Annotated in this window: 26 protein-coding genes; 8 read left to right on the forward strand and 18 right to left on the reverse strand. The window is 66.4% G+C overall.

The features are described 5' to 3' along the window. The first annotated feature begins 85 nt into the window (after positions 1-85). A complete protein-coding gene (locus G5V65_RS01280; protein WP_165046604.1) occupies positions 86-253 on the forward strand; it encodes a hypothetical protein in 168 nt (55 codons plus the stop codon). A 101-nt stretch (positions 254-354) separates the two neighbouring features. After that, positions 355-2,229, forward strand: a complete 1,875-nt coding sequence (gene uvrC, locus G5V65_RS01285) for an excinuclease ABC subunit UvrC (RefSeq protein ID WP_165046821.1) — start codon at positions 355-357, stop codon at positions 2,227-2,229. 42 nt (positions 2,230-2,271) lie between these two features. On the opposite strand, the gene rbfA is transcribed toward uvrC, so the two are convergent. After that, entirely contained in the window at positions 2,272-2,706 is a 435-nt protein-coding gene (gene rbfA / locus G5V65_RS01290; protein WP_206526614.1) for a 30S ribosome-binding factor RbfA, read from the reverse strand. Positions 2,707-2,802: 96 nt separating this feature from the next. Between rbfA and dapB the strand changes: the two genes are divergently transcribed. Both dapB and G5V65_RS01300 read left to right on the forward strand, forming a co-directional pair. Then, positions 2,803-3,612, forward strand: coding sequence for a 4-hydroxy-tetrahydrodipicolinate reductase (gene dapB, locus G5V65_RS01295; protein ID WP_165046606.1), 810 nt, complete (start codon positions 2,803-2,805; stop codon positions 3,610-3,612). Positions 3,613-3,726: 114 nt separating this feature from the next. Then, on the forward strand, positions 3,727-4,092 hold the full coding sequence (locus G5V65_RS01300; RefSeq protein WP_165046607.1) for a dihydrodipicolinate reductase: 366 nt from the start codon (positions 3,727-3,729) through the stop codon (positions 4,090-4,092). A gap of 108 nt (positions 4,093-4,200) precedes the next feature. Here the strand turns inward: G5V65_RS01300 and G5V65_RS01305 are convergent, their stop codons facing one another. Continuing rightward, positions 4,201-4,383, reverse strand: coding sequence for a DUF1674 domain-containing protein (locus G5V65_RS01305; RefSeq protein ID WP_394352226.1), 183 nt, complete (start codon positions 4,381-4,383; stop codon positions 4,201-4,203). A gap of 68 nt (positions 4,384-4,451) precedes the next feature. On the opposite strand from G5V65_RS01305, the gene G5V65_RS01310 reads away from it, so the two are divergent. Next, the gene (locus G5V65_RS01310; protein ID WP_165046609.1) at positions 4,452-5,708 is read left to right on the forward strand and encodes an RsmB/NOP family class I SAM-dependent RNA methyltransferase; all 1,257 of its coding nucleotides are present in this window, start codon (positions 4,452-4,454) and stop codon (positions 5,706-5,708) included. Positions 5,709-5,809: 101 nt separating this feature from the next. Here the strand turns inward: G5V65_RS01310 and G5V65_RS01315 are convergent, their stop codons facing one another. From G5V65_RS01315 to G5V65_RS01335, 5 genes are read right to left on the reverse strand one after another with little or no spacing between them, the layout of a single operon-like run. Next, a complete protein-coding gene (locus tag G5V65_RS01315) occupies positions 5,810-6,547 on the reverse strand; it encodes an SDR family NAD(P)-dependent oxidoreductase (RefSeq protein ID WP_165046610.1) in 738 nt (245 codons plus the stop codon). Next, the gene (locus G5V65_RS01320; RefSeq protein ID WP_165046611.1) at positions 6,544-7,104 is read right to left on the reverse strand and encodes a DUF3833 domain-containing protein; all 561 of its coding nucleotides are present in this window, start codon (positions 7,102-7,104) and stop codon (positions 6,544-6,546) included. Before G5V65_RS01320 ends, G5V65_RS01315 begins: the two co-directional genes overlap by 4 nt. Before the next feature lies 1 nt (position 7,105). Then, a complete protein-coding gene (locus G5V65_RS01325) occupies positions 7,106-8,365 on the reverse strand; it encodes an MFS transporter (protein ID WP_165046612.1) in 1,260 nt (419 codons plus the stop codon). Continuing rightward, complete coding sequence (locus G5V65_RS01330; RefSeq protein ID WP_165046613.1) at positions 8,362-9,114, reverse strand: DUF1365 domain-containing protein; 753 nt, start codon at positions 9,112-9,114, stop codon at positions 8,362-8,364. The genes G5V65_RS01325 and G5V65_RS01330 overlap by 4 nt, the downstream gene beginning before the upstream one ends. Next, entirely contained in the window at positions 9,111-10,403 is a 1,293-nt protein-coding gene (locus G5V65_RS01335) for an NAD(P)/FAD-dependent oxidoreductase (RefSeq protein WP_165046614.1), read from the reverse strand. Before G5V65_RS01335 ends, G5V65_RS01330 begins: the two co-directional genes overlap by 4 nt. Positions 10,404-10,565: 162 nt before the next feature. Here G5V65_RS01335 and G5V65_RS01340 point away from each other — a divergent pair, with 162 nt between their 5' ends. The 3 genes from G5V65_RS01340 (at position 10,566) to G5V65_RS01350 (ending at position 12,942) form a co-directional block, all read left to right on the forward strand. Further along, the gene (locus G5V65_RS01340; RefSeq protein ID WP_343162804.1) at positions 10,566-11,216 is read left to right on the forward strand and encodes a sigma-70 family RNA polymerase sigma factor; all 651 of its coding nucleotides are present in this window, start codon (positions 10,566-10,568) and stop codon (positions 11,214-11,216) included. 12 nt (positions 11,217-11,228) lie between these two features. Continuing rightward, complete coding sequence (locus tag G5V65_RS01345; RefSeq protein ID WP_165046615.1) at positions 11,229-11,876, forward strand: ChrR family anti-sigma-E factor; 648 nt, start codon at positions 11,229-11,231, stop codon at positions 11,874-11,876. 82 nt (positions 11,877-11,958) lie between these two features. After that, on the forward strand, positions 11,959-12,942 hold the full coding sequence (locus tag G5V65_RS01350) for a phosphatase PAP2 family protein (RefSeq protein WP_165046616.1): 984 nt from the start codon (positions 11,959-11,961) through the stop codon (positions 12,940-12,942). A gap of 9 nt (positions 12,943-12,951) precedes the next feature. Here G5V65_RS01350 and G5V65_RS01355 read toward each other — a convergent pair whose 3' ends face one another. The 11 genes from G5V65_RS01355 to G5V65_RS01405 form a co-directional block, all read right to left on the reverse strand. Next, positions 12,952-13,482, reverse strand: coding sequence for a HutD/Ves family protein (locus G5V65_RS01355; RefSeq protein WP_165046617.1), 531 nt, complete (start codon positions 13,480-13,482; stop codon positions 12,952-12,954). Beyond that, positions 13,479-14,636, reverse strand: a complete 1,158-nt coding sequence (locus tag G5V65_RS01360; protein WP_165046618.1) for a DNA recombination protein RmuC — start codon at positions 14,634-14,636, stop codon at positions 13,479-13,481. Before G5V65_RS01360 ends, G5V65_RS01355 begins: the two co-directional genes overlap by 4 nt. Next, positions 14,633-16,474, reverse strand: coding sequence for a DNA mismatch repair endonuclease MutL (gene mutL, locus G5V65_RS01365; protein ID WP_165046619.1), 1,842 nt, complete (start codon positions 16,472-16,474; stop codon positions 14,633-14,635). Before mutL ends, G5V65_RS01360 begins: the two co-directional genes overlap by 4 nt. 78 nt (positions 16,475-16,552) lie before the next feature. Continuing rightward, complete coding sequence (locus G5V65_RS01370; protein ID WP_165046620.1) at positions 16,553-17,866, reverse strand: M16 family metallopeptidase; 1,314 nt, start codon at positions 17,864-17,866, stop codon at positions 16,553-16,555. Then, complete coding sequence (locus G5V65_RS01375; protein WP_165046621.1) at positions 17,863-19,200, reverse strand: M16 family metallopeptidase; 1,338 nt, start codon at positions 19,198-19,200, stop codon at positions 17,863-17,865. The genes G5V65_RS01370 and G5V65_RS01375 overlap by 4 nt, the downstream gene beginning before the upstream one ends. A gap of 90 nt (positions 19,201-19,290) precedes the next feature. After that, complete coding sequence (locus tag G5V65_RS01380; protein ID WP_165046622.1) at positions 19,291-19,830, reverse strand: DUF3035 domain-containing protein; 540 nt, start codon at positions 19,828-19,830, stop codon at positions 19,291-19,293. 53 nt (positions 19,831-19,883) lie between these two features. Continuing rightward, positions 19,884-20,402: a signal peptidase II gene (gene lspA, locus G5V65_RS01385; protein ID WP_165046623.1), complete on the reverse strand. Its 519-nt coding sequence runs from the start codon at positions 20,400-20,402 to the stop codon at positions 19,884-19,886. An 11-nt stretch (positions 20,403-20,413) separates the two neighbouring features. After that, positions 20,414-22,000 (reverse strand): bifunctional phosphoribosylaminoimidazolecarboxamide formyltransferase/IMP cyclohydrolase, encoded by a 1,587-nt coding sequence (gene purH / locus G5V65_RS01390; RefSeq protein WP_165046624.1) that lies wholly within the window; start codon positions 21,998-22,000, stop codon positions 20,414-20,416. Positions 22,001-22,030: 30 nt separating this feature from the next. After that, the gene (locus G5V65_RS01395) at positions 22,031-23,755 is read right to left on the reverse strand and encodes a heparinase II/III family protein (protein WP_165046625.1); all 1,725 of its coding nucleotides are present in this window, start codon (positions 23,753-23,755) and stop codon (positions 22,031-22,033) included. 105 nt (positions 23,756-23,860) lie between these two features. Beyond that, a complete protein-coding gene (locus tag G5V65_RS01400; protein WP_165046626.1) occupies positions 23,861-25,006 on the reverse strand; it encodes a saccharopine dehydrogenase family protein in 1,146 nt (381 codons plus the stop codon). Between the two features lie 87 nt (positions 25,007-25,093). Then, positions 25,094-26,143 (reverse strand): saccharopine dehydrogenase, encoded by a 1,050-nt coding sequence (locus G5V65_RS01405; protein WP_165046627.1) that lies wholly within the window; start codon positions 26,141-26,143, stop codon positions 25,094-25,096. Between the last annotated feature and the right edge of the window lie 2 nt (positions 26,144-26,145).

A 26,145-nucleotide genomic window follows, 5' to 3' on the forward strand; every position in this document is an offset into this window, starting at 1 on the left:
AGGCTGGTGCGGCAAAGTTGTCCACTTCTGACGACTTGGTTACCGAACCGTTACAAAATCCCTAAGATTATCAGGGATTTGCCATGTGGATGAAAATCTTTTCAATCATATCAAAGGCTTAAAAAACTGCCTAAAAATTGGGCAAGTCAAGGAAGGGGGCGGAAAACAAGGGAAATTCTGCGGTGTCGAAAACTTTCCCGCAGAGTTATCCACAAAAAGGGTGGACAGCTTTCCTCTTGCCCTCGGTCCTTGACCGTTGCAGCCAGAGGGGGGAATCGATGAGTTTCAGATGCAGGTGTAAACCTGAAGGCGGAAGGCGTGCAGGACGGGGTGCAGGACGGGACTGAGGACGGGGTGCAGGGTGCCCCCGAGGCGGGCGAGAAGGCCCCGCTGGGCCATGATGTGATCCACGGCTATCTGCGGACGCTGGATTCCTCGCCCGGGGTTTACCGGATGCTGAACGCCAAGGCCGAGGTGCTGTATGTCGGCAAGGCGCGGAACCTGAAGGCGCGGGTGTCGAATTATTCCCGCCCCTCGCCCCAGCATTCGGGGCGCATCGCGCGGATGATCAGCGAAACCGCGTCGATGATGTTCCTGACGACGCGGACGGAGACCGAGGCGCTGCTGCTGGAGCAGAACCTGATCAAGCAGTTGAAGCCGCGCTACAATGTGCTTTTGCGTGACGACAAATCCTTTCCGAACATCCTGATCGGGAAGGAACATGCCTTTCCGCAGATCAAGAAGCATCGCGGCAAGCGGAGCGAGAAGGGAAGTTACTTCGGCCCGTTTGCCAGTGCGGGGGCGGTGAACCGGACGCTGAACCAGTTGCAGAAGGTGTTCCTGCTGCGGAACTGTTCGGACAGCATGTTCGAAAGCCGGACGCGGCCCTGCCTTCTGTTCCAGATCAAGCGCTGTTCCGCGCCTTGCGTGGGCCGAGTGACGGCCGAGCAATATGCGGCGCAGGTGTCGGATGCCGAGCGGTTTCTGGAGGGCAAGACGACCGAGGTGCAGGCGCAATTGGCCAGCCAGATGGCCGAGGCGGCGGAGGCGATGGAGTTCGAGCGGGCGGCCGCGCTGCGCGACCGTATCCGGGCGCTGACTCAGGTGCAGCAGGCGCAGGGGATCAACCCGCGCGGGGTGGCCGAGGCGGATGTGATCGCGCTGCATCTGGAAGGCGGGCAGGCCTGCGTGCAGGTCTTCTTCATCCGGGCCAATCAAAGCTGGGGGAACCGGGATTTCTATCCGCGCACGGGTTCGGGGGCGGAGGAGAGCGAGATACTCGAGGCCTTCGTCACCCAGTTCTATGACGACAAGGACCCGCCGCGCCTGATCCTGCTGTCGCATCCGGTGGAGAATGAGGATCTGGTGTCGGCGGCGCTGGCCGAACGGGCGGGACGGAAGGTGGAGATCGCCGTGCCGCAGCGGGGCGAGAAGGCGGAGCTGGTGGAGAATGCCGCGCGCAACGCGAAGGAATCGCTGGCGCGGCGGATGGCGGAGGGGGCCGCGCAGTCCAAGCTGCTGGCGGGGTTGGCGGAGGCTTTCGACCTTGATGCTCCGCCGCGGCGGATCGAGGTTTATGACAACGCGCATATCCAGGGCGCGGATGCCGTGGGGGGGATGATCGTCGCCGGGGCGGAGGGGTTCATCAAGGGGCAGTACCGCAAGTTCAACATCAAGGGCGAGGCGGGACGTGCCGGGGACGACTTCGGGATGATGAAGGAAGTGCTGACGCGGCGGTTCGAGCGGCTGTTGAAGGAGGACCCGGAGCGGAAATCGGATGCCTGGCCGGACCTGTTGGTGATCGACGGGGGCGCGGGGCAGGTATCGGCGGTGGGCGAGATTCTGGCAGAGCTTGGGGTTGATGACGTGCCCTATATCGGGGTGGCCAAGGGGATCGACCGGGATGCCGGGAAGGAGGAATTCCACCGCCCCGGAGAGCCGCCCTTTGCCCTGCAACGCAACGATCCGGTTCTCTATTTCGTGCAGCGCCTGCGGGACGAGGCGCATCGCTGGGCCAATGGCGCGCATCGGGCGAAGCGGGCGAAGGCGGTGGGGGCCACGCCCCTGGACGATATTCCGGGCGTGGGGGCGACGCGCAAGCGGGCGCTGCTGGCGCATTTCGGCAGCGCGAAGGCGGTGTCGCGGGCGGGGTTGTCGGATCTGATGGCGGTGGACGGGATCAGCGAGGCGATGGCGCAGGCGATCCATGATTATTTCCACGACCGTTAGCGTGGCGGGGTGAACCCCTTCAATGGCGGGGTGAACCCCGCCCTACGGCGCGTCGGGATCAGGTTCGGCGTCGTCGCCCGGGGCGGAGAGGTCGCGCTGGACCTTTTCGTCGGAGAAGAGGCGGCGGGTTTCATCCAGACGGTCGAAGGTTTCATCCGGGCGGAAGCGCAGGTCGGGGGCGTATTTCAGCGTCATCTCGGCCCCGAGGCGGCGGCGGAGTTCGTGCTTGTTCCGGGCAAGGGCGGCGATGGCCTCTTCCACGGTGACGGAGCCCATGAGGGGCATGACATAGACGGTCGCGACCTTGAGGTCGGGGGAGCAGGACACCTCGCCCACGGTGATGGACATGCGGTTCAGGTCGGGGTCGTGGATTTCGGCCCGGTTCAGCACGTCAGACAGCGTGCGGCGGATGAGTTCGCCCACGCGGAGCTGGCGTTGCGAGGGGCCGTTGCCCGAGGAGAAGCGCTTGTTCGACATGGGTTCCACATAGGCCCTTTGCGCCCCGCCCGCAACGGCGGGCTTTCGCGGGGGGCGGGGAGCGGCTAAAGGGGCGGAAAGCGCGTGGAGGACAGCATGGCCGATCTGCCGGGGATTGTGGTGACGGGGGCGTCGGGCCGGATGGGCCAGATGCTGGTGCGGACGATCGGGGCGTCGGACAAGGCGCGGCTGGTGGGCTGTGTGGAGCGCAGCGGCCACGCCTGGGTGGGGCGCGACATCGGGGAATGCATGGGGGGGGCGGCAGTCGGCGTGGTGGTGACGGATGATCCGCTGGAAGCTTTCGCGAAGGCGCAGGCGGTGATCGACTTTACGGCGCCTGCCGCGACGGTGGAATTCGCGGCACTGGCGGCGCAGGCCCGGGCCGTGCATGTGATCGGCACGACGGGGCTGGAGGCGGCGCATCTGGCCAAGATCGAAGCGGCGGCGCGCCATGCGGTGATCGTGCGGGCGGGGAACATGAGCCTTGGGGTCAACCTGCTGGTGCGGTTGACGCAGAAGATCGCGGCGGCGCTGGACGAGGATTGGGATGTGGAGATCGTCGAGGCGCATCACCGGATGAAGGTGGATGCGCCGTCAGGGACGGCGCTGATGCTGGGTCAGGCGGCGGCCGAGGGGCGGGGCGTCGATCTGGAGGCGGCGATGGACAGCGGGCGGCACGGCATCACCGGGGCGCGCAAGCGGGGGGCGATCGGGTTTGCCGCCGTGCGGGGCGGGGATATCGTGGGCGAGCATGACGTGATCTTTGCCGCCGATGGCGAGCGGGTGATCCTGCGGCATGTGGCGACCGACCGCGCGATCTTTGCGCGGGGCGCGCTGCGGGCGGCGATCTGGGGGCAGGGCGCGAAGCCGGGGCAATATGACATGATGGATGTGCTGGGGCTTTAACGCCCCTGCAACCATCACTTGCCTGTGAAATTGACAGGCCCGCCTGTTGCGGTATTGATCTGGTCTGCACGCCGCGTCGTATGCCTTCTGTCATCCGTGATCGGAGCCGTCGTCATGTTCATCCGCTGCCTTTCCGCCAGTCTGATCTGCCTTGCCGCCCTGCCCGCCCAGGCGGAGAGCTTTTCGCGCATCAGCGACCGTTCGGATTTCATCGAAACCGTGCAGGGCCGCGAATTGCGGCTGGGCATGTTCGGGATTTCGCTGAAGGTTGAAGAGGATGGCGAGATCCGGGGCCGGGCGCTGGGCTGGGATGTGACGGGCACCTGGGAGTGGCAGGACGGGTATTTCTGCCGCGAGATGGATTGGTCGGGCTATCCGATCCCGAAGAACTGCCAGTTGGTCGAGGCGAAGGGGGGCGAGGAGATCCGCTTCACCGTCGACAAGGGGGCGGGTGATTCCGCTTCGTTCAAGCTGCGCTGAGGCGCGGGCAGGAACGATTTTTCTGCGAAAAATCGGGGTCCGGTTTGCAACCGGACCTTTTCCGTGGCGCGGGGCGAGGAGACTTGCAGACGGGCCGTGGTCCAGGGATCAGAAGTCGATGGCGAGGCCCTTCTTCTCCCAATCGCCGTAACGCACAGGTTCGGGCCCGTCACGCCCGCCCAGTTCGGGGGGCAGGGGCTGCGCCTTGGCGGCTTTGCGCCGTTCTTCCGCCTCGGCCAGGGCGCGCAGGGCGGCGGGGGGCAGATCGGGCCGGGCGGACGGTTCATCCATCATGGCAAGGGTTCCTTGTGACGCCCCGTTGATATACGCCCTTGCGGCAGCGGAACAAGGGTGACGGCATGGCGGTTGAGGGATTGGCGGCGCGGGCGGCGGCGGTGGGATTGCTGGGCGCGGTGCTGGGCGAGGGGCGGATGCTGGCCGAGGTTCTGGCGGATCCGCAGGGCCCGCTGCAGGGCCTGCCTCCGGCCGAGCGGGCGCGGGCGCAGCGGTTGACCTTGGCGGTGCTGCGACATGTGGAGGGCGTGGACCGGCTGCTGGAGCCGCATCTGCGCAAGGCCCCGCCGCGCATGGTGCGCGATGTGCTGCGCCTGGCGGTGGTAGAGATCGGCATGGGCGGGGCGGCGCATGGCGCGGTGAATGCCGCGGTCGAAATCGTCCGGCGCGGGAAGCGGACCGGGGCCTATGCCGGGCTGGTGAATGCCGTGCTGCGCAAGGTGCCGGAGGCGCCCTTTGCCGGAATGGTGCCACAGCGCATGCCGCGCTGGCTGCGCCAGCCCCTTGTGCATGCCTATGGGCGCGAGGCGGTTTCCGCGATCGAGGCGGTGCAGGCGGGGGTGCCGCCGCTGGACCTGACGCTGCGCGCGGGGGCGGTGGCGCCGGAGGGCGAAATGCTGCCGACGGGATCGCTGCGGCTGGAGGAGAAGGGGCAGGTATCGGCGCTGGCGGGATATGAGGCCGGGGGCTGGTGGGTGCAGGATGCCGCCGCTGCGCTGGCCGTGCGGCTGCTTGCACCGGTGGCGGGGGAGCGGGTGCTGGACCTGTGTTCCGCACCCGGGGGGAAGACGTTGCAGATCGCCGCGAGCGGGGCGCAGGTGGTGGCGGTCGATCTGTCGGGCGCGCGGATGGGGCGGGTGCGGGAGAACCTTGTGCGCTGCGGTCTTCAGGCGGAGCTGGTGGTGGCTGATGCGCTGGTCTGGGAGCCGGGGGAGAGGTTCGACGCGGTGCTGCTGGATGCGCCCTGTTCGGCGACGGGGACGATCCGGCGGCATCCCGACCTGCCCTTCGTGAAGGACGGGTCGGAGGTGGAGGGGCTGGTCGCCTTGCAGGCGGCGCTGCTGGACCGGGCCCTGGGCATGGTGAAGCCGGGGGGGCGGGTGGTGTTCTGCACCTGCTCGCTTCTGCCCGAGGAAGGCGAGGGGCAGTTGGCCGCCGCGCTGGCGCGGCATCCGGGGTTGCGGGTGGAGCGGGTGGAGGTGCCGGGGGTCGATCCGGCCTGGTGGACGGAGGCGGGCGGGCTGCGGCTGCGGCCCGATCTGTGGGCCGCGCGCGGGGGGATGGACGGGTTCTTCATGGCGCGGTTGGAAGGCGTTTTCTGACGCAGAAAACGCGCAAATTCCTGACGCAGGAATTTGACCGACGTTGCGCGGTTCCCCGAAATCTGCGTCAGATTTCGGCGCGTTTTCTGCGACAGAAAACGCTACTTCGGTGCGAACAGCCGGTAATAGGCCCAATCCGGCAGGAATTGCGACAGGCGGAACACCCAGGCGAAGGGGATGGGGAAGCTGTTGGAGAAGTGGTCGGTGTTCATGTGTTCGAACATGATCTGCGCCGCCTGCCCCGGCTCCATGATCTGGGGCATGTTGAAATCGTTCTTGTCGGTGAGGCGCGTCCTGATGAAGCCGGGATTGCAGAGCTGCACCTCGACGCCCGTGCCGCGCAGGTCGCAATACATCGATTCCGCCAGCGACATCGTGCCTGCCTTCGAGGCGCAATAGCCGATGGCACCGGGCAGGCCGCGGAAGCCCGAGAGCGAGCCGGTAATGACGACGTGGCCGCTGCGGCGTTCCACCATGCCGGGGATCACCGCGCCCATGACGCGGGCGCAGCCGGTGAGGTTGATGTTGCACATCGCCTCGACCGCGTCGGGATCCCAAGCTTGCGCCTTCATCGGGGTATAGACCCCGGCGAGGAAGACCACGCCATCCAGATGGCCGGCCTGCGCCGCCGCTTCGCGGACGGATTGGGTGGAGGCCACGTCGCAGGGGATGGGGGTGGCGCGGCCTGGCAGGCGGGCTATGGCCTCGGCCAGCCTGTCGGGCGAGCGGGCGGAGAGGATCAGTTCGGCCCCGGCGTTGGAGAGGCGCTGCGCGAGGGCGAGGCCTAGGCCTTCGGAGGCCCCGACAAGCCAGTAGCGTTTGCCGCGAAACTCCCTCATGCCGGGATCCGGCGCATGGTAGCCACGAGTTCGGCCACGGTGATGCCGAACTTGGTGAACTGGCTGCGGTTCATGATCGTGCCGTTTTCCATCAGATACATCCAGTCGGTCACGTTGAGGACGTGGCCGCCCGCCTCTTCGTCCAGCTTGATCCGGTAGCGCAACTGGACGCCGGCCCCTTCGGCACGGCCCGCACCGGGACCGACGACATCGGCGGCCTCGGCCTTGATGGAGCCGTCATTGGAGAGGTAGAGCCGCCATTCGCGATCCTGCTTGCGGCCGGAATCGTAGTGGAAGCGTTCCTTGAGGATGCCGACATTGCCATCCCAGACGCCCTCCATTTCCGCCACGAAGCGCGAGGCGACGCGGCCGGTGGGGCCGTAGATGACGCCTTCGCAGAGGATGGGGCCGGAAAGATGAGTGCGCAGGTCGAAGCGCGGGCCGCGCCCGGCCAGATCGGCGGGCCGCTGGGTGCGGAAGCCGATGAAGCGGGATTTCATCGCGATGAGGACGAGCGTGATCAGGACGCCGAGGAGAAGCGAGAAGAAGGGTGTCATGTCAGACCTCCGGAACCTTGGTGGCAGCCAGAAGCGCAATGGCCAGCACCTTGAGGGCGCAGGGAACCAGCGCGTAGGAAACAGATAGGGCGAAAAGCGCGGAAGGCGCGTTCTCCGCACCGGGGGTGAAGCCTGCCGCCTGCAGCGCGGGCAGGAGCGTGCCTGCGGCAAGGGCGAGCGAGAGTTTCGAGACGAAGGACCAGAGGCCGAAGGCGGCCCCTTCGCCGCCCTGCCCGATCTGGCCGAGGCGGCGGGCAAAGAGCGCGGGCAGCAGCACCATGTCGGCCCCGAGCGCCGCGCCGGAGGCGGCGCAGATCACGGCGAAGGCCAGGACATCGCCCGCGCCCAGGGTGGCTGCCCAGAGGAAGGAGGCGATGGCCAGCGCCATGCCGGCAAGCAGGACGGGCTTTGCGCCGTGGTTGCGGGCGGCGCGCGACCAGAGCGGGGTGGAAAGCGCGGCCGACAGGAAGAAGAGCAGGAGGAGCGGGCCTTCCATGCCGGGGGCCATGAGGCGGCTTTCGACGAAGAAGAGGAAAAGCGTGGAGGTGACGGCCACGGGGGCGGCGTTCAGCAGCGCAATCAGCAGCAGGCGCCGCGCGAGGGGATCGCCCAAGGCCGGGCGGAAGGCGGCGAGGGGGTTGTCGAAGCTGCCCCCCTGCCCCGACCACTGATCGCGCATCGCGATTGTGGCGAGGATCGCCAGCAGCACGAAGAGCGCGGCGAAGGCGGCGAAGGGGTTGCCGGTCAGGCCAGCGAGCGCCACGGGGGCGACGGCGGCGATGCAGACCCCGGCCAGCGAGCCGCCTTCGCGCCAGCCTGCCAGTTGAAGATGGCCCTGCGGGCCGAGCGTGGCGGCCTTGGCCACACCTTCGGCATAGAAGGTGATCGTCAGGAAGGAGAAGGCGGTGAACAGCGCCGAAAGCGTAAGCGCGAACCACAGGAGCGGCGCGACGGGCGGGGTGATGGCGAACAGGGCCAGCATGGCGCAGGCCATGATGGCCGTCGCGAGGGCAACCCAGAGCCCGCGGCGGGCGCGGCCGCGTTCGGCCAGCCAGCCGAGAACGGGATCCTGTACGACATCGAAGAGGCGCAGCAGCGCCAGAACCCCCCCGAGGGCGGCAAGCGACAGGCCGTAGCTGTCGACATAGAATTTCGGGGCATGGATATAGATGGGCAGCCCCGCCATTGCGATGAGGGCGGCGAACAAGCTCCACCCGGCAAGCCCTGCCCGGGGCGTGGTGGCAGGCAGGGCCGCGGTCATCGGGTGACTTCCTCGGGCGGGGGGGTGGGACGGTTGCGGAACTTCACGCCCTTGAGCGCGAGTTTCAGAGCCTGCCAATGGATCAGCGCCAGCACGCGGCGGCTGCCCAGCGGGCGGCGGATGGCGGCGCGAATGATTTCGCCGTTGGTCAGCGGCACGCGGGGACCGATGAGGTTGGTGTAGAGCCCGCCCTGCTGCGAGGTGTAGTCGATCCAGATGCCGATGCGATCAGGGCGCAGATCGAAGCGGAAGGCATAGCCGCCCTCGATCGGCTGGAAGGGCGAGACGTGAAAGATCTTGCGCGCGGTGAGCGTGTCGGTCCGGGTGATGGGGGCGTGATCGTCGCGGTGGCAGAGATAGGAATGCCGGTCGCCATAGGTGTTGGACACTTCGGCGATGACGGTGCGCAGGTCGCCTGCGGCATCATGGCAGAGCCAGAAGCTGACCGGGTTGAAGACATGGCCGAGAACGCGGGGCTGGCCGAGAAGAAGGATGCGGTCGGCCCCGGGCAGATCATGGGCGGCGAGGATATCGCGGACCCAGGCGGTGCCGCGGCCCTGGCCGGGGGGGCCGCCGAAATCGGCGTCATGGATGGCGGTGAGGTTGCGGCGGTTGCGCGAGAAAAGGCCAGGCCCACGCGCGGTATCGGGATCGAGGAGCAGGTAATCCACGGTATAGCGGAAGCTGTTGGCCACCGCGCCCTTGCGTCCGTGATAGGTTTCACCGCGGATCAGTTCGACATCGGTCATGCGGCGAGCCTTTCGCGCGCGCCGGAACGCATCGCTTCGACCACATCGACGGCCGAGGCGAAGCCGTCTTCGTGAAAGCCGTTGCGCATCCAGGCCCCGGCGAACCAGGTGTTCCGGGTGCCGTTCATGGCGCGGATGCGATCCTGCGCCCCAATCGCGGCGAGGTCGTAGACGGGATGTTCGAAGGTGACCACGTCGTCGATCAGCCGGTCGTCGATGCCGCCGTTGGAATTCAGGGTGACGAAGATCGGATCATCCTGCGGGATCGGCTGGAGCGAGTTCATCCAGTAGGTCAGGTCGATCTTGCCGGAGCCGCCGCCCGCGGGTTCGACATAGGCCCAGGAGGACCAGCATTTGCGGTTCTTGGGCATGACCGAGGGATCGCGGTGCAGGATCGCCTGGTTCGGCTGATAGCGCACCGCGCCAAGGGCCGCGCGTTCATCGGGGGTGGCATCGGCCAGCAGGCGCAGCGAGACATCGGAATGGGTGGCGAAGACCACCTCGTCGAACATTTCCCATTCGCCGCCATGGCAGCGGATCATCACGCCGCCTGCCTCGCGCTGGACGGCGGCGACGGCGGCGCCAAGGCGGATGTCCACGCCGCGGGTGGCGAGAGAGGCCTGAAGGCGGCGGACATATTCGATGGAGCCGCCCTTGACGGTATACCACTGATGCTGCCCTTCGAAATCAAGCAGGCGGTGATTTTCGAAGAAGCGCACCAGTGCATGGGCCGGAAAATCGAGGATGCCCATCGTGGGGGTGGACCAGATCGCGCCGGAGAAGGGGGTGATGTAGTAATCGCGGAACCAGTCGCCGGTGCCGAGCGTCAGGAGAAGATCGCGGATCGTCATGCCGGGGCGGACGACGGAAGCGGCGTGCTTGTTGAAGCGCATGATGTCGGTCAGCATGCCTAGGAAGCGCGGCGAAAGGCAGTTGCGGCGCTGGGCGAAGATCACGTCAAGCGAGGCGAGGCCGTATTCGAGGCGGCCGCCGTCGATGGAGGCCCCAAAGCTCATGTTGCTTTCGACATAGGGGACTTCGAGGCGGTCGAAGAGGCCGAGCAGATTGGGATAGTTCACCTTGTTGAAGACGATGAAGCCGGTATCGACCGGCTGATCCCCGTTCCGGCCCGCGATGACGGTGCGCGCATGGCCGCCGAGGCGGTTCTCGGATTCGAAGAGGACCACGGATTGATCGTCGGCCAGAAGATGCGCGGCGGCCATGCCGGAAATGCCCCCCCCGATGACAGCGATACGACGGGGAAGGGAACCAGGGATTTCAAACGGCATGGAAAGGGACACTCCGATGTTGGTCTTTGGATCCTTCTACGCTGGGGCGACGGGATTGGATCAATCTGTAAATTTTTCTGGACATTAGAAACTTGACATTCGCTTTCGGCGGAACATTTCCCCGACTGTGATCCATTCGACAGCATGCAGCGTAGAAGTTGCATGATGCTTGATGCACATCAGACCGAAAAAACGGATGCGCCTTTGGTCGCGCGGCAATATGCTGTGGCGGAACATAAGGTTAGAAGCCGGAAGGATGGGTCTGCCGTGCAGGCGGATGGGATCGAGACGGATTGGGCGGCGCTGGTTCTTCGGGTGCGCGACCATCAGGACAGGGCGGCGTTTGCGGCGCTGTTTCGGCACTTTGCCCCGCGGGTGAAGGCCTTTCTGATGAAGTCGGGCGCGGATGCCACGCTGGCCGAGGAATGTGCGCAGGATGTCATGGCGACGCTGTGGCAGAAGGCGGCGCTTTTCGATCCGTCGCGGGCTTCGGTGGCGACCTGGGTCTTCACCATCGCCCGCAACCGGAGGATCGACGCGCTGCGCAAGGCGCGGCGGCCCGAACCGGAAGACCTGCCCTGGGGGCCGGAGCCTGAACCCGATCAGGCCGAGGCGCTTGAGGTGCAGCAGGATACCGAACGGCTGGGCGTCGCGCTTGCCCAGTTGCCAGAGAAACAGCGCGCCTTGATCGAACGGGCCTTCTATGGCGATCTTTCGCATAGCGAGATTGCCGCCGAAACGGGCCTTCCGCTGGGAACGATCAAGTCGCGCATCAGATTGGCGCTGGAGCGGTTGCGCCAGCAGATGAGTTGAAGGCGAAGAATGATGACGACCATCAGGCACCACCTTTCGGAGCAGTTGTTGACGGCCTATGCGGCAGGCGAACTGCCCGAGGCGTTCAACCTGGTCGTGGCGACGCATGTGTCGCTGTGCGATGACTGCCGGGCGCGGCTGGAAACCCTGGATGCGCTGGGCGGGGCGTTGCTGGAAACGGCCGATGCGACGCCAATGTCGGAAGACAGCCTTGCGGCCTGTCTGGACCGGATCGACGGGCTGTCGCAGGCCACGTCGCGCAGCCCGATGCGGCGGCATGGCATCTTTCCCGCGCCGCTGGCCGATTATGTCGGCGGCGGGGTGAACAAGGTGAAATGGCGCAATCTGGGGATGGGCGTGAAGCAGGCGATCCTGCCGACGGGCAAGGATGCCTCGGCCCGGTTGCTGTATATCCCGGGGGGGCAGGCGGTGCCGGATCACGGGCATCGAGGGCTGGAACTGACGCTGGTTCTGCAGGGCGCGTTCCGCGACGAGACGGATCGCTTTGGCCCCGGCGATATCGAGATTGCGGATGAAGCGATGCAGCACACGCCCGTTGCCGAACATGGCGAGGTGTGCATCTGCCTTGCGGCGACGGATGCGCCGCTGAAGTTCAACGCGATCATCCCGCGGCTGGCCCAGCCCTTTCTGCGGATCTGAGGCGCGGCCCCGGGCAGAAAGCGTTTGCCAAAGGGGGGCGGGCTGAGGGATACAGGGCGGACATCGGTTCAACCTGTGGTTCATGCTTCGTTTCGCCCAGAGATATGCTGCCTTCGTTCTGGCCTATTGGGCGGCGTCCGTTGGCGTTTACTTCCTGTGTTTCGGATCGGTCGCCAATATCTCGACCAGTTTTCTGGAAAGCGCGGCGGGGCTTTTCAATGCGCGGGTCGTGCTGGCGCTGACGGGGATTTCGATCCTGATCCTTGTGGCGGGGCGCGGGCGGTATGATTTCCGCAAGCTGCTGCCGGTACTGATCATCGCGCTGGCGCAGATCCCGTTCTTTTCCGCCTTTCACATGAACAAGGTCTGCATCCCCGAGATCGTCGCCTTCTGGGCGGATCCGGCCTTTGCCGATCTGGACCGGGCCCTGCATGGCGGGCAGGATGCATTTCGGCTGTATCACGGGATGCTGGGCGGCATCATTCCGGAAAGCCTGATCGTGACGGTCTATTTCCCGGTCTGGGTGGCGGTGGCCTATATCTATCCCGCCGTGATCGCGGCCATCGAAAAGGACGAGACGCGGGCGATCCGGCATATCCGGCTGCATGCGGTGATCTGGATCCTGCTGGGCAATCTGATGGCGACGGTGTTTTCGTCGGCCGGGCCGGTATTCTTTGAACTGGTGACGGGGCGAGGCGATTTCGACTATGTGAACGCCTTCCTGCGCGAGGATCGCGCGGTTTTCGCGGGCGTGATCGAATTGCAGAACAAGCTGTGGATCGAGCATTCGGGCGGTGCGCTGGGAACGGGGATCAGCGCCTTTCCCAGCCTGCATGTGGGCGCGGCGATGCTGCCGCTTCTGTGGCTGGTGGACAGGTTCGGCTGGCGCGGGCTGATCGGGGCGGTGTTTCCGCTGCTGATCCAGTATGGATCGGTGGTGACGGGGTTCCACTATGCGGTGGATGGCTATGCATCGGCCGTGATCGCCTGCCTTTGCCTTGTGGTGCTGCGGCAGATGCAGGCAGGGCGGGTGAGCGGGGCGGGTGAGCCCGCGCGGGGCCGCTGAGGCGCGGGATCAGGCGGGGACGGCGAGGCGCACGGACAGTGCGCGGGAGGCGGTCTGCAGATCGAGGGGGCCTTCGGTCAGGATCAGATCATGCCGGGCAAGGGCACGGCCCGAAACCCGGAGCGGTTCGAGCGCGAAAAGCGCCGTCAGGCCGCCCGCAGCAATCATGGCAGGGCCGTGGTGCAGTGTGACGCTGGGCAGGGGCAGGTTGCGCGCCGTCATCACGTTGAAATCATCGGAGGGGCCGGAAGCGGTGCCGGTGGCGGCGACGGGCGTATCGCCCGGAAAGGCCACGGGTTGCAGGGGGCGGCAATCCAGCGCGATGCCGGGACCTGACAGGCGAAAGCCGGGGCCGGATAGGACAGTCAGGTTCCGTTCGATGCCGGGAAAGAGGGAAAAGGGGCCATCCTCGGCCACGGTGGCCATGGAGAGCCGCCAGAGCAGCGCGCCATCCTGTTCCGCCCGGGCCAGTTCGACGGTGATGCCCTTGCCGTTCTTCCAGGGCTGGCGGGTGTAATCGGCCTGGGTGAGGTGCCTCATTCCGCGGCCCGGGGGCCAAGGAGGGGCGCGTCGGAAGGGGCGAGTTCCTCGAAATCGAAATTGTCGAGGCGGCGGGCCCGTTTGGTGGCCTTTTCGGTGGAGATCTTGATCTCTTCGACATCGCGCTGGGCCTGGCCGAAATGGCGATCGAGGTTATCGACGCGCGTTCCCAGCCTTTCGACATCGGCGTAGAGCAGCGCCAGTTCCTTGCGGATCGCGCCTGCCTGTTCGCGCATCCGCGCATCCTTCAGCACGGCGCGCATGGTGTTGAGCGTGGCCATGCAGGTGGTGGGCGAGACGATCCAGACCTTTGCGGCGAACCCTTCGCGGACGACATCGGGGAAATTGGCGTGGAGTTCGGCATAGACCGCCTCGGAGGGCAGGAACATCAGCGCGCCATCGGCGGTTTCGCCTTCGATGATGTATTTCTCGGCGATCGCCCTGATATGGGTGCGGACGGCGGTGCGGAGGTTCCTTTGCGCCTCGGCCAGGAGGGCGGCACTGTCGGCGCGGCGGAGGGATTCATAGGCCTCGAGCGGGAATTTCGCGTCGATGACGATGGGACCGGGCGGATTGGGCAGGTGGATCAGGCAATCGGCGCGGCGGCCATTGGACAGCGTGGCCTGCATGGTGAAGCTGTCGGAGGGCAGGGCCTTCAGCACGATGTCGTGCAGCTGGATTTCGCCGAAGGCGCCGCGTGTCTGCTTGTTGGACAGGATATCCTGAAGGGACAGGACGTTTCCCGACAGCTTTTCGATATTGGCCTGGGCGCGGTCGATGGTTTCCAGCCGCTGCTGGAGTTCGCCCAGGCTGCGCGCGGTGCGGGTGGAGGTGCCATGCAGCGCCTCGGTCATCTGGCGCTGCACATCGGCGAGGCGTTGTTCCATCAGTTTCAGCATGGAGGATTGGCTGACGGCAGCCGCTTCGGAGACGTGGTGCAGGCCGCCGGAAAGACGTTCCTGGCCTTCGGACAGGGATTGCACGCGGTTCGTCATCCATTCCATCTGCCGCAACATCGGCTGCGCCATGCGGGCCGAGGCCGCCGCCGCGCGGAGGGTGAGCAGAAGGACAAGGATCAGCGCCAGCGCGATGCCGCCCGCGATCAAGATCGGCGGATCGGTCAGGCTGTATTGGGTTCCGGCAATGGTGATCATCGGCGACCGAAGAGCCTTTCGATATCGGCGAGTTTCAGTTCCACATAGGTGGGGCGGCCGTGGTTGCACTGGCCGGAATGGGGGGTTGCCTCCATCTCGCGCAGGAGGGCGTTCATTTCCTCGGCGCGCATCTGGCGGCCGGAGCGGACAGAGCCGTGGCAGGCCATGCGGGAGAGGACGGCCTCGATCCTGGCCTGGACGAGGAGGCTGTCGCCCTGATCGGCGAGTTCGTCGAGGATGTCGTGGATGAGGGCCGTGGCATTGACGGTGCCAAGGATGGCCGGGGTTTCGCGCACGGCGATGGCCCCGCCGCCGAAGGGTTCCAGCACAAGGCCCATCCGGGCGAGGGTTTCGGCGTGATCGAGGAGGCAGGTCGCGTCTGTGGCGGAGAGGTCCACGATTTCGGGGATCAGCAGGGCCTGGGCAGGGATGCCGGTTTCCGCCATCTGGCGTTTCAGGCGTTCATAGACCAGCCGTTCATGGGCGGCATGCTGATCGACGATGACGAGGCCTGTCTCGGTCTGGGCTATGATGTAGTTTTCATGGATCTGCGCGCGGGCCGCCCCCAGCGGGCGGTGGATGGCCTCGGGTTCCGGGGCGGGGGCTTCGGCGCGGGCGGAGGGGGCCTCGGCGAAACCGGGGGTGGGCAGCGGGGCCTGGAAGGCGAAGGCGCGAGAGAGGGACGGCTGCGAGGGGCGGTCCATCTGGTAGATGCGCGGGGCAGAGGCAGGTTCGGGGCGGAAGGCGGCCAGGGTGGCATCGGCGACGGTGCTGCTGGCCCGGTGGCCCGCGCCGGAAAGCGCCGTGCGCAGGCCCGTGATGATGAGCGAGCGCGCGGCTTCGGGTTCGCGGAAGCGGACCTCGGCCTTGGCGGGGTGGACGTTCACATCGACGCGTTCGGGATCGACGATCAGGTTCAGGACGGCGGCGGGGTGGCGGTCGCGGCTGAGGAAATCGAAATAGGCCACGCGCAGGGCGCCCAGAAGCATGCGGTCCAGCACGGGGCGGCCGTTGACGAAGACGAATTGTTGCACCGAAGAGCCGCGCGAATAGGTGGGCAGGGCGGCATAGCCGGACAGGCGCATGCCATCGCGTTCCACGTCGATCTTCAGGGCATTGGCGACGAAATCCGCGCCCAGCACCACGGCCAGGCGGGCGTGCAGCGCATCGAAGAAATCGCCGCCCGTCGGATCGGCGCGGAAGATCACGCGGCCCTCGGCGCCGCCTGTCACATCGCGCAGGGTGAAGCCCACGGTGGGTTCGGCCATGGCGAGGCGGCGGATGACATCGGTGATGGCCTGGGATTCGGCCCTGTCGGAGCGCAGGAATTTCAGCCGGGCGGGCGTGGCGAAGAAGAGGTCGCGCAGTTCGATGACCGTGCCGCGCGTCAGGGCGGCGGGTTTGACAGGGGCCATGCGACCACCGGCGACGGTGATCGTGGCGGCCTCATGTCCATGCGCGCGCGAGGTGATCGTGAGCCGCCCCACCGCGCCGAGCGAGGGCAGAGCCTCGCCCCGGAAACCGAAGCTGCGGATGTTCAGAAGATCGGATCCGTCGATCTTTGAGGTCGCGTGGCGTGACAGGGCAAGCGGCAGGTCATCGCCCGCCATGCCGCAGCCATCGTCGGTGACGCGGATCAGGGTCTTGCCGCCATCGGCGACGTCCACCGTGATGCGGCTGGCACCGGAATCAAGGGCGTTCTCCACCAGTTCCTTTACCGCCGAGGCAGGGCGTTCGACCACCTCGCCCGCGGCGATGCGGTTGATCGCCGCTTCGTCGAGCTGGCGGATCTGCGGACGCGGCGCGGAACCGGTCATTTTGGGGGCGGAAAGGTTCATACCGCCATATGTAGCAGGCATGGCCGGGAAGGGCCACAGATTCGGGCGCCCAAGGCGCCCCGCCGGGAGGGGGCGGTGTCAGTTGGTGCTGGCCACGCCTTCGGGTTGGCCCACGATGATGAAGCGCAGGTCATCGGCATGGTAGAGACGCGCGGCGACGCGGCGGACATCCTCGATCGTGACGGCGTTGACCTTGTCGTTGCGGGTCTTGGGATAGTCGGGCGGCAGGCCGATCAGTTGCATGTTGACCATGATCGTGGCGAGGGGGCCGTTGCCATCGAAGCGCAGGGGATAGGCCCCGGTGAGATAGGTCTTGGTGGCCTGAAGCTCTGCTTCCGTGATGCCTTCGGTTTCGATCCGGGCCCATTCCTTGCGGATCAGATCGACGGCCTCGGCCGTGCTGGCATTGGCGACGCGGGTCTGGCCGACGACCACCTCGGCATTGTCATAGCCCATGAGCGAGGTTCCGATGCCATAGGTCAGGCCGCGCTTTTCGCGGATTTCGGTCATCAGCCGGGCCGAGAAGCGGCCGCCGCCCAGAACCTCGTTCAGGATGGTGGCGGCGAAGAAATCGGGATCGTCGCGCTTGATGCCGGAATGACCGAAGAGAAGCAGGGATTGCGGACCGGGAAATTCCTGCACGGTGATGCCCCCGGTCAGGGCCGGTTCCACCCGGCCCGGCAAGGCCGCGCCGGTGGCGGGAAGATCGGCGAAAAGCCGGTCGAGCAGCAGGCCCAGATCCTGTGCCGAGATGTCGCCCGACGCGGCGACGAAGAGCCGGTCGCGGGCGATGCTGGCGGCATGGGCGGCGCGCAGATCCTCGACCGTGAGGGCGGGGACGGTTTCCAGCGTGCCGCTGCCATCATGGGCATAGGGGTGACCCGGGAAAGCCTGCTGCCGGAAAAGGCGGTTGGCGATGCTGGCGGGATCCTTTTCATCCGAGCGCAGCCCGGCCAGCACCTGCCCGCGGACGCGTTCCACGGCATCGGGATCGAAGCGTGGTTCGGTCAGCGCGAGATGCAGCAGGTCGATCGCCTGATCGCGGTTCTCGGTCAGGAACTGGGCCGATATGGCGACGGTGTCGATATCGGAGGAAAAGCGGAAGGACGCGGCGAGATCATCGCGCGCCCGGGCGAAGCCCTGCGCATCGAGATCGCCTGCGCCTTCCTCGATCAGGGCGGTCATCAGGTTGACGGCCCCTTCCTTGCCGACGGGATCAAGGCTTGATCCGCCCCGGAAGCGGATTTCGATGGCGGTGAAGGGGATGTTTTCTTCCTGCACCAGCCAGGCGGTGATGCCGCCGGGGGAGGTGACGGTCTGGATATCGACGGCGGCCCGGGCCGGAAGGGCGAGCAGCAGGAAGCAGGCAATTGCAGAGAGATGGCGGATCATTGGGCGGCCTCTTCACGCTGGAGATAGCCGGTGACGGACTTGCGCCGATCCAGCACAAGGCGCGCGGCGGCCATGATATCGTCGGCGGTGACGGCGCCGAGGATTTCGGGCCATTGGCGGACATCGTCGATGGTGAGGCCGTTCGCCAGCGCCTCGCCATAGCGGCGGGCGAGGCCGTCTGCATCATCGCGGGCATAGATATCGGCGGCGCGGATCTGGGTCTTGATGCGGGCGAGATCTTCGGGATCGGGGCCGGTTTCGAGGAAGGCGGTCAGGGCTGCATCGAGCGCCTCTTCGACCTGCGGAAGCGTGGTATCGGGGGTGGGCACGACGACGAAGTTGAAGGTGGTGTCATCGACGCTGGAGCCATCGTAGAAGGCGGCGGCGTAGACGGCCTTCTGCTGATCGAATTGCAGCGCGCGGGCCAGGACCGAGGTGGTGCCGTTGCCGCCGAGCAATTCGGCGAGGATCGTCAGCGCGGCGGCGGTCTTCTGATCGCCCGGGTCGCGTTCGGGGGCGAGGTAGCTGCGCGAGACATAGGGTTCGGAGACGCGGGGATCGGACAGTGTCAGCCGGCGTTCGGAAAGCTGCGGCGGTTCCGTCACGCGGGCACGGGGGGCAAGGTCAGTGGCGGCCGGGATGGGGCCGTAGTGACGCTGGGCCATGTCGCGGACCTGATCAGGGGTGACATCCCCGGCGACAACGAGGACGGCGTTGTTCGGGGCGTAATGGCGTCGGTAGAAATCCTTGGCGTCGTCCTTGGAGAGCTGTTCCATCTCGTGCCGCCAGCCGATGATGGGGATGCCGTAGGGATGGTTGAGGAACTGTGCCGCGCGCATCTGTTCGCCCAGCAGCGCCCCCGGGTTTGAATCGGTGCGCTGGTTGCGTTCCTCGAGGATGACATCGCGTTCTGTCAGCACGTCTTCTTCGGCGAGGCGCAGGTCGGACATGCGATCGGATTCGAGTTTCATCATCAGATCGAGCCGGTCCGCGGCGACGCGCTGGAAATAGGCGGTGTAATCCCAGCTGGTGAAGGCATTGTCGTTGCCACCCTGCGCTTCGACGATGGAAGAGAATTCGCCGGGGCCGATCTCATCGGTGCCCTTGAACATCAGATGTTCGAGGAAATGCGCGATCCCGGATTTGCCGGGCGCTTCATCCGCGGCCCCGACGCGATACCAGACCATCTGTACCACGACGGGGGCGCGGTGATCTTCGATCACGACGACCTGAAGGCCGTTGTCGAGGGTGAAATCGGTGACGTTCTCGGCCGCCTGTGCCGGAACGGCCAGAAGGCAGGCCGCGATGAGGGCCAGGCCCGGGAATGGCTTCATTCGATCCTCCGCATGGTCCGGTCAGACGGACCTTTCGGCAAGGAAGGTGCGCCGGACAGGCGGCGGGTTCAACCCGCCCCTACGCGCTTGTTACCCGTCTTCGCCGGGTTGCGGCGGCGGGGCAGAGGGTGTGGCCACCCCGGCCCGGCGCCAGCGCCAGAGTTCGGCCTGCTGATCCAGCGACATGGGCTTGTAGGCCTTGAAGTAGACGTTGACGTTGAAGATCCGCTCCAGCAGGCGGCCATCGTTCTTGCGCCGATATTCCAGATCCTCGGCCGCGAGGGTCTGGCGGATGCCGGAGGTCACGCCATAGCGTGCGGCATAGGCATAAAGCCCGGAATGGGCGGAATTGACGCCTTCCCGCGCGCCGAGATTGCCGCCAAGGGCTGCGACAGCCTCGGCCTGGGGATCGCGGTCGGTGCGGTTCAGGCCGCCCGGCGTGGGTTCGGGGAGGGCTGCGATGTCTTCGGGCATTTCCAGCGGCTTGGGCGGGACGATGCCGAATTCGTCAGGCCCGGCAGAGGTGGACCGCACATTCATGAGCGAAGGCACCTTGTCGCCACTGCCGCATGCCGCAAGCGTCAGCACCATCGCCATTGCGATGGCGGGGAAACGCCGTTGTGCCTGCATGCCTGCCTCCGTCATCCGTCTTGGACCCGTCTTAACCCATGTCGCGCCGCGCGTCACGAGGTCTTTCCCTTGCCTTTGCCTGTCCGGGCGGAACCTGTCTTGCCGGGCTTGCCCGTCCCGCCGGTGAAGAGGATCAGGCCGATGGCACCGGCAAAGATGGAGATATCCGCCACGTTGAAGGCATAGGGATTTTCGATCCCGCAGCAAGACATGTTGAGGAAATCGGCCACCGCGCCATAGACGATCCTGTCGATCACATTGCCGAGCGCCCCGCCGACCAGCAGCCCGGCCGAGATCTGCGCCCAGCGCCCTGCCCCTTCGCGGCGGATCCAGATCCAGACCCAGGCGGAAATCACCAGAGCCACGGCAATGAGCAGCCAGCGGGCGAATTCGGCCTGGTTGCTGAACAGGCCGAAGTTGATGCCGGTGTTCCAGGCCATGCGGAAGGTCAGGAAGGGCGGCAGCACGTCGATCACCCCGCGTTCGATGAGGTTCATGCCCTGGACCACGATCAGCTTGGTGATCTGGTCGAGCAGGAAGATCACGGTCGCGGTGATGGCTGCGATGCGCATGGGCGACCCTTTCAGTGGCGGAAGTGGCGCATGCCGGTGAAGACCATAGCAAGGCCCGCGGCATCGGCCGCGGCGATGACATCGTCATCGCGCATGGAGCCGCCGGGCTGGATGATGGCGGTGGCCCCGGCCTCGGCCGCGGCGAGGAGGCCGTCGGAAAAGGGGAAGAAGGCGTCGGAGGCCACGACGGACCCCTTGGTGAGGGGCGCGGGAAGGCCCAGCGCCTCGGCCATGTCCTGCGATTTGCGGGCGGCGATGCGGGTTGAATCGATGCGCGACATCTGGCCTGCGCCGACGCCGACGGTGGCGCCGTTGCGGACATAGATGATGGCGTTGGATTTGACGTGTTTCGCGACCTTCCAAGCAAACAGGAGGTCGGCCAGTTCGGCATCGGTCGGCGCGCGTTTGGTGACGACCTTGAGGTCGGCGGGGTGGAGGATGCCTGCGTCGCGGTCCTGCACGAGGAAGCCGCCTGCCACCTGTTTGAAAGCGGTGCCTTTTGCCTTGGCGTCGGGGAGGCCCGCAGTGGTGAGGAGGCGGAGGTTCTTCTTCGCGGCGAAGATGGCGCGGGCCTCGTCGGACGCGCCGGGGGCGATCACGACCTCGGTGAAGATTTCGGTGATCTTTTCCGCCGTGGCGGCGTCGAGCGGCTGGTTCAGGGCGACGATGCCGCCGAAGGCGGAGGTGCGGTCGCAGTCATAGGCGCGGGCGTAGGCCTCGGCCAGGGTTGCGCCGGTGGCGACGCCGCAGGGATTGGCGTGCTTGATGATGGCGCAGGCGGGTTGGTCGCCCACGAATTCGGCCACCAGTTCGAAGGCGGCGTCGGTGTCGTTGATGTTGTTGTAGGAGAGTTCCTTGCCCTGCCATTGGCGCGCGGTCGCCACGCCTTCGCGGCGGGAGCCATCGGTGTAGAAGGCCGCCGATTGGTGCGGGTTTTCGCCATAGCGCAGGGTCTGGGCCAGTTTGCCCGCGAAGGAACGGAAGCGGGGGGCGGTTTCGCCGATCTGGACCGCCAGCCAGTTCGACACGGCGGCATCATAGGCGGCGGTGCGGGAATAGGCCGTCAGCGCCATCTTCTGGCGGAAAGCCATGGTGGTGGCCCCGTCATGGGCGGCGAGCTGATCGAGCAGGGGCTGATAATCGGCGGGGTCCGTCAGCACGGTGACGAATTTGTGGTTCTTGGATGCGGCGCGGATCATGGCGGGACCGCCGATGTCGATATTCTCGATGCAGGTGGCGTGGTCGGCGCCCTTGGCCACCGTTTCCTCGAACGGGTAGAGGTTCACGATGAGGAGGTCGATCGGTTCGATCCCATGTGCGGCCATGGCCAGGAGGTGTTCGTCATCGTCGCGCAGCGCCAGAAGTGCGCCATGGACATTGGGATGCAGCGTCTTGACCCGGCCATCCATCATCTCGGGGAAACCCGTCACATCCGAGACGTCGCGGACGGGCAGGCCCGCCGTGCGCAGCATGCCGGAGGTGCCCCCGGTGGAGATGAGTTCCACCCCCCGCGCGGCAAGGGCGCGGGCGAGGTCGAGAAGCCCGGATTTGTCGGAGACGGAAATCAGCGCGCGGCCGATGGGAACGAGGTTGGTCATGGGCGGCACCCCCCGGGGTAACGGATACGGTCAGACCGGAACCGGCAATTCCTCGCGGTCCAGGTCGCGGATGGCGAGGGGAGTATCCTGTGCCTTGGCCAAGGTCCAGCCGATCCGGGTTTCAAAGGTGCCTGCATGCGCGGAAAGGACGATCTGACGCGCAGCGCGGGGCTGCAAACGCCCTTTTTCAAGGTAGACCGATGGATCTAGCGACAGTTTGGCAACGCCGTCATGGCGGAAGACCCAGATCTCGCCGGATTTGAGCGCCATGGATACGGCATTGCCGCCCATGTCGAGCGCCACATCCACATCCGGATGAAGATGGAAGCGGATGGAAAAGCCGATGCCGCCGGGGTTCTGCGCGAGGATGGCCGAGAGGCGCTTACGGTCTGCCGGGCTGCGGGCTTCGAGCATGTCGGTGCCGGTGAGACGCCGGCCATGGCCATCGAGCGTAAGGATGCGGGCATGGGACAGGCCATGGCTGGCCTGCCAGCCCGCATGGGCGGCAGAGACGTGATGGCCGCCACTGTCCTGCGCCAGTTGCAGGGCCGTCACGGCAGCGCGCATGGCGAATTCCGGCCCGCCCGTTCCGAGGCGGGAAGAGGAGGAGCCATCGAGCGACAGGACGGAATGCGAGGCGGTGGCGCGACCGGCGAGTTCCCAGTCTTCGCCGAAGGGGCGGCCGGAGCCGCAACTGACGATCAGCGGTCGGCGCCCGGATGTCAGTTCGAAGGCGAGGGTGGAGGCATGGGCCGCGCGCCCGGCCCGGCCATCGGGCGGGGTGGCGGCGTCGATGATCACCGAGGTACGACCGGAGGAGAGGCGGACAAAGCCCATGGCGGGCAGGCTGCCCGCGACGCCCGCGCGGACGCCCGAGGCCGACAGGGCCGCATCGAGACGGCCTTCGATCCCCCTGCCCCCGCCGTGAAACCGGGCCAGCCCGCCATCGGCATGGCGCAGGGCGCGCAGGGTGGGCGCGATGCGGCCGATCGCGTTGACCAGTTCCAGCGGCGCGGCATGGCCGGCCTCTTGCAGGGCCTGCGCGGCCCAGTTGAGCAGGGTGAAAACCTCGAGCAGGTCTTCGGGGTTGCGCGTCGGAATGCCGCCGCCTGCATCCACCTCGCGGTCGCAATCGCGGGCCAGCGCGGCGATGGCCCCCTGCACGAGGCCGGCCTTTCCTTCCAGTGCAAGTGCCGCGACGATCAGGCCGGTGAGGGCCTCGAACCGGGGCAGGCCGGGCGTGGCACTGGACCAGTGCCGGGCGAGGAAATGGGTCTGCAGGGTAAGCGAGCGGAAATAGGCATCCGCCTTGGCCTTGTCCTGACCTTGCAGGAGAAGGACGGCATGGTTGATCCAGCGGATCAGGCGACGTCCGATCAGATCGGGTGTCCAGCCGGGGCCCTGGCCGCGACCGAAGGCGTCTATCCAGGCATAGGTCCAGTCCTGCGCGCGCTTGCGGGCGGCGGCGTCGCCGAAAGCGGCCAGATCATCCAGCCAGACGAAGCCCTGCGTTTCGGCGGCGAAGGCGGCGTCGGGGGCGGGCACGTCCCAGATATCCTTGCCCGGGGCCTGAACCAGCTTTCCGACGAAGAGAAAGTTTCCGGCGACGAGTTGGCGGCCGCGGGCGAAAAGCCCGATGGAGCGGGGTTCGGGCTGCAGGCGGAAGGCCGTTGCAGGGCGTGCAAGACCCGCCCGCCAGATGGCGAAGCGCCTTGCAATGGACCTTTTCGGTCTGTCACCGGTGATGACGGCCATGCCTTGCCCGTATCCTGCTGCCCTGCCCGGCTGTTGTCCCGGGTCTTGGGTGCAGTCTACCCGCGCGGGGGGGCGGCTGTCACCAGACAACCGCCCGGCCACCGATCACTTTGCAAGGTGGTCGACGCGTTCCAGATACTGCGACAGGCTACGGATCTGGCCCATCCACTTGTCGATCAGCGCCGGATCATGCGGGGCGGCATGGACCCCGGCAGGGATTTCGCGGGCCAGAACCGATTCGACGGCCAGCGAGACCGGAACGGAAACCAGCCGCGCCATGGCGGTGCCGCGGGCATCGCCCCAGGCATCGAGCGCCCATTCCTCGTGCCAGACGGATTTTCCATCGCGTTCGGCCTTGAGCGCCACGAAGAGGATCACGCGGTCGGGTTCGCCGTCATCATAGGAATTCTCGGCCCAGAACTGGGCGGCCATTTCGGCAAGGCGGGCATCGCCTGCGGGGCCTTCCAGCGTTTCGATTTCGCGGAACACGGGGGCCCATGCCTCGGCCCAGCCATTCAGGCGGATGGTGCCGCGGACGAAATCCTTCACCTGCCAGTCGGGATCGAAGCGGTAGTCCTGCATGAAGGGATAGCTGTCGCGGTTGGGGTAGACCTCGAAGCTTTCGGGGGTGGGGAGCGGCGCGTCATAGGCGGTGATGGCGTCCCAGGGGCGGTTGACGCGCAGTTCGGAGAAGTTCCGCAAGCTGCGGGAGGGGGAGCGGAGGGCCTTGAGGACGCCGAGGGGCGACCAAGAGAATTTGTAGCGGAAGGGGTTCGGGATCTTCGGCACACCGCCGCAATAGGAGGTGAAGGAGAGCGTGTTCTTCGGATCGTAAGCCTTCGAGGCGCGATAGCGGGCGACGAGGTCATGCGCCATCAGGTGGTCGATGCCGGGATCGAGGCCGACTTCGTTCACGCAAGCCAGACCCTTGGCGCGGAAGTCGTCATCCAGCGCGCGCATTTCCGGCGCGATGTAGGAGGAGGAGACGAAATGCGCGCCCTTGGCGAGGCAGGTCTTGGCGATGCCGACATGCTGATCCGCGGGGAGCATGGAGATGGCCACGTCGCCCGGTTGCAGGGCGGCAGCAAGCGCGTCGAGGCTGTAGGGGCGGATATCCTGCGTGAGGTCGCCCACGGCCTCGCGCGCCTTTTCGACGGTGCGGTTCCAGACCACGACCTTGTGGCCCCCTTCTATCAGCCGCCGCAAGCCGGGAACCGAGGAAAGGCCGGTGCCGCACCAATGGATCGTCATGTCTTCATCCTCCTGCGTGGGGTCGCGCCCCACAGAAATCTTCGAAGATTTTTGCAAATTCCGAGAGCGGAATTTGTTCCCGGAACGTCACAGCCCGGCGATATGTCGGTCGTATTCCACCTTTGCGCGCCCCCAGACGCCCGATGACAGGTCAGTCAGCGTGCAGAGGCTGGGCAGGAGCTGGGTTGCGTAATCCTCACTGCTTTCGACGGGCAGGAGGGAGGGCAGGTTGTCGATGGCCGTCACATCAAGCGGCGGGTTATCGGCCACGCGCAGGGCGGGGGCGTCCCAGTCGGTGGCGCGGTCATAGACCTTGATCGGCGAGAAATCCGAGGTGGGATCGCAAGCAATGTCACCGATGACGGTGAGTTGGCGGGGGTCGGTCTTGGCGCTGGCGGGGACGAAGACGGGGCAGCCGGGCCGGGCGAGGATGCAGTTGAGGAAGATTTCGTGTTCCAGCACCTGCGGAAAGGGGCCGCCGCTGGCGGTTTCGGCCATGTCCCATTTGGTGACGGCAACGCCCATCTGGGTGCAGAGGTCCGACGCGCCCGTGCCGACGCGGCCCAGCGCGCCGATGACGATGGCGCGGGGCCGGGGCATGCCCGCAAGTTCGCGTTCCAGATCGGCGATCAGCGCGGTCCTGCCGGGGTATTTGGCGACGGGGCCTGCGATGCCGCCCCGCTGTTGCGCGGCCCAGCATTTCAGCGACACGGCGGCACCGGCAAAGCCTGCCCAATAGCCGAAGGCCGCGACGCGGCGGCCGGTTTCATCGACGAGATATTCAAGATCGTAAAGCGTGCCGCCACCCGCCTTGAACCGTTTCAGGAGTTCGCGCCCTGCGGGCTGCCCCTTGTAGGCATGGCCGAACATGATGTGGCGATGGATGAGCGGCGTGCCGTCTTCGGGCAGTTCCTTCAGCCCGAAGATGATGGCGTCCTGCGGGGCGCGGGGCCAGAGGTTTTCTGCCGCGATCTCGCATCCCGCCGCCTTGTAGCCGACGATCGGGATGGCACGGACCGAGCTTTCCTCGACCGTCACGCGGATGCCGGCCTTGACAAGTGCGGCGGCACCTTCGGGGGTTAGCCCCACGCGTTCTTCGTTCGGGCGCTGTTCGGCGCGGACCCAGAGATGCGTCATCC

Source organism: Paragemmobacter kunshanensis (genome assembly GCF_011059185.1).
GTDB classification, from domain to species: domain Bacteria; phylum Pseudomonadota; class Alphaproteobacteria; order Rhodobacterales; family Rhodobacteraceae; genus Paragemmobacter; species Paragemmobacter kunshanensis.

Excerpts from the sequence above, each read along its gene's own strand:
- G5V65_RS01300 (WP_165046607.1), top strand. The coding sequence starts at position 3,727 with ATGTTCATCCGCTGCCTTTCCGCCAGTCTGATCTGCCTTGCCGCCCTG.
- G5V65_RS01350 (WP_165046616.1), top strand. The coding sequence starts at position 11,959 with ATGCTTCGTTTCGCCCAGAGATATGCTGCCTTCGTTCTGGCCTATTGG.
- G5V65_RS01395 (WP_165046625.1), bottom strand. The coding sequence starts at position 23,755 with ATGGCCGTCATCACCGGTGACAGACCGAAAAGGTCCATTGCAAGGCGC.
- purH (WP_165046624.1), bottom strand. The coding sequence starts at position 22,000 with ATGACCAACCTCGTTCCCATCGGCCGCGCGCTGATTTCCGTCTCCGAC.
- rbfA (WP_206526614.1), bottom strand. The coding sequence starts at position 2,706 with ATGTCGAACAAGCGCTTCTCCTCGGGCAACGGCCCCTCGCAACGCCAG.
- G5V65_RS01345 (WP_165046615.1), top strand. The coding sequence starts at position 11,229 with ATGACGACCATCAGGCACCACCTTTCGGAGCAGTTGTTGACGGCCTAT.
- G5V65_RS01340 (WP_343162804.1), top strand. The coding sequence starts at position 10,566 with ATGATGCTTGATGCACATCAGACCGAAAAAACGGATGCGCCTTTGGTC.
- mutL (WP_165046619.1), bottom strand. The coding sequence starts at position 16,474 with ATGAACCTTTCCGCCCCCAAAATGACCGGTTCCGCGCCGCGTCCGCAG.
- G5V65_RS01360 (WP_165046618.1), bottom strand. The coding sequence starts at position 14,636 with ATGATCACCATTGCCGGAACCCAATACAGCCTGACCGATCCGCCGATC.
- G5V65_RS01405 (WP_165046627.1), bottom strand. The coding sequence starts at position 26,143 with ATGACGCATCTCTGGGTCCGCGCCGAACAGCGCCCGAACGAAGAACGC.
- G5V65_RS01355 (WP_165046617.1), bottom strand. The coding sequence starts at position 13,482 with ATGAGGCACCTCACCCAGGCCGATTACACCCGCCAGCCCTGGAAGAAC.
- G5V65_RS01330 (WP_165046613.1), bottom strand. The coding sequence starts at position 9,114 with ATGACCGATGTCGAACTGATCCGCGGTGAAACCTATCACGGACGCAAG.
- G5V65_RS01335 (WP_165046614.1), bottom strand. The coding sequence starts at position 10,403 with ATGCCGTTTGAAATCCCTGGTTCCCTTCCCCGTCGTATCGCTGTCATC.
- G5V65_RS01320 (WP_165046611.1), bottom strand. The coding sequence starts at position 7,104 with ATGACACCCTTCTTCTCGCTTCTCCTCGGCGTCCTGATCACGCTCGTC.
- G5V65_RS01315 (WP_165046610.1), bottom strand. The coding sequence starts at position 6,547 with ATGAGGGAGTTTCGCGGCAAACGCTACTGGCTTGTCGGGGCCTCCGAA.
- G5V65_RS01400 (WP_165046626.1), bottom strand. The coding sequence starts at position 25,006 with ATGACGATCCATTGGTGCGGCACCGGCCTTTCCTCGGTTCCCGGCTTG.
- G5V65_RS01305 (WP_394352226.1), bottom strand. The coding sequence starts at position 4,383 with ATGGATGAACCGTCCGCCCGGCCCGATCTGCCCCCCGCCGCCCTGCGC.
- lspA (WP_165046623.1), bottom strand. The coding sequence starts at position 20,402 with ATGCGCATCGCAGCCATCACCGCGACCGTGATCTTCCTGCTCGACCAG.
- G5V65_RS01325 (WP_165046612.1), bottom strand. The coding sequence starts at position 8,365 with ATGACCGCGGCCCTGCCTGCCACCACGCCCCGGGCAGGGCTTGCCGGG.
- G5V65_RS01375 (WP_165046621.1), bottom strand. The coding sequence starts at position 19,200 with ATGAAGCCATTCCCGGGCCTGGCCCTCATCGCGGCCTGCCTTCTGGCC.
- G5V65_RS01370 (WP_165046620.1), bottom strand. The coding sequence starts at position 17,866 with ATGATCCGCCATCTCTCTGCAATTGCCTGCTTCCTGCTGCTCGCCCTT.
- G5V65_RS01380 (WP_165046622.1), bottom strand. The coding sequence starts at position 19,830 with ATGCAGGCACAACGGCGTTTCCCCGCCATCGCAATGGCGATGGTGCTG.
- G5V65_RS01310 (WP_165046609.1), top strand. The coding sequence starts at position 4,452 with ATGGCGGTTGAGGGATTGGCGGCGCGGGCGGCGGCGGTGGGATTGCTG.
- dapB (WP_165046606.1), top strand. The coding sequence starts at position 2,803 with ATGGCCGATCTGCCGGGGATTGTGGTGACGGGGGCGTCGGGCCGGATG.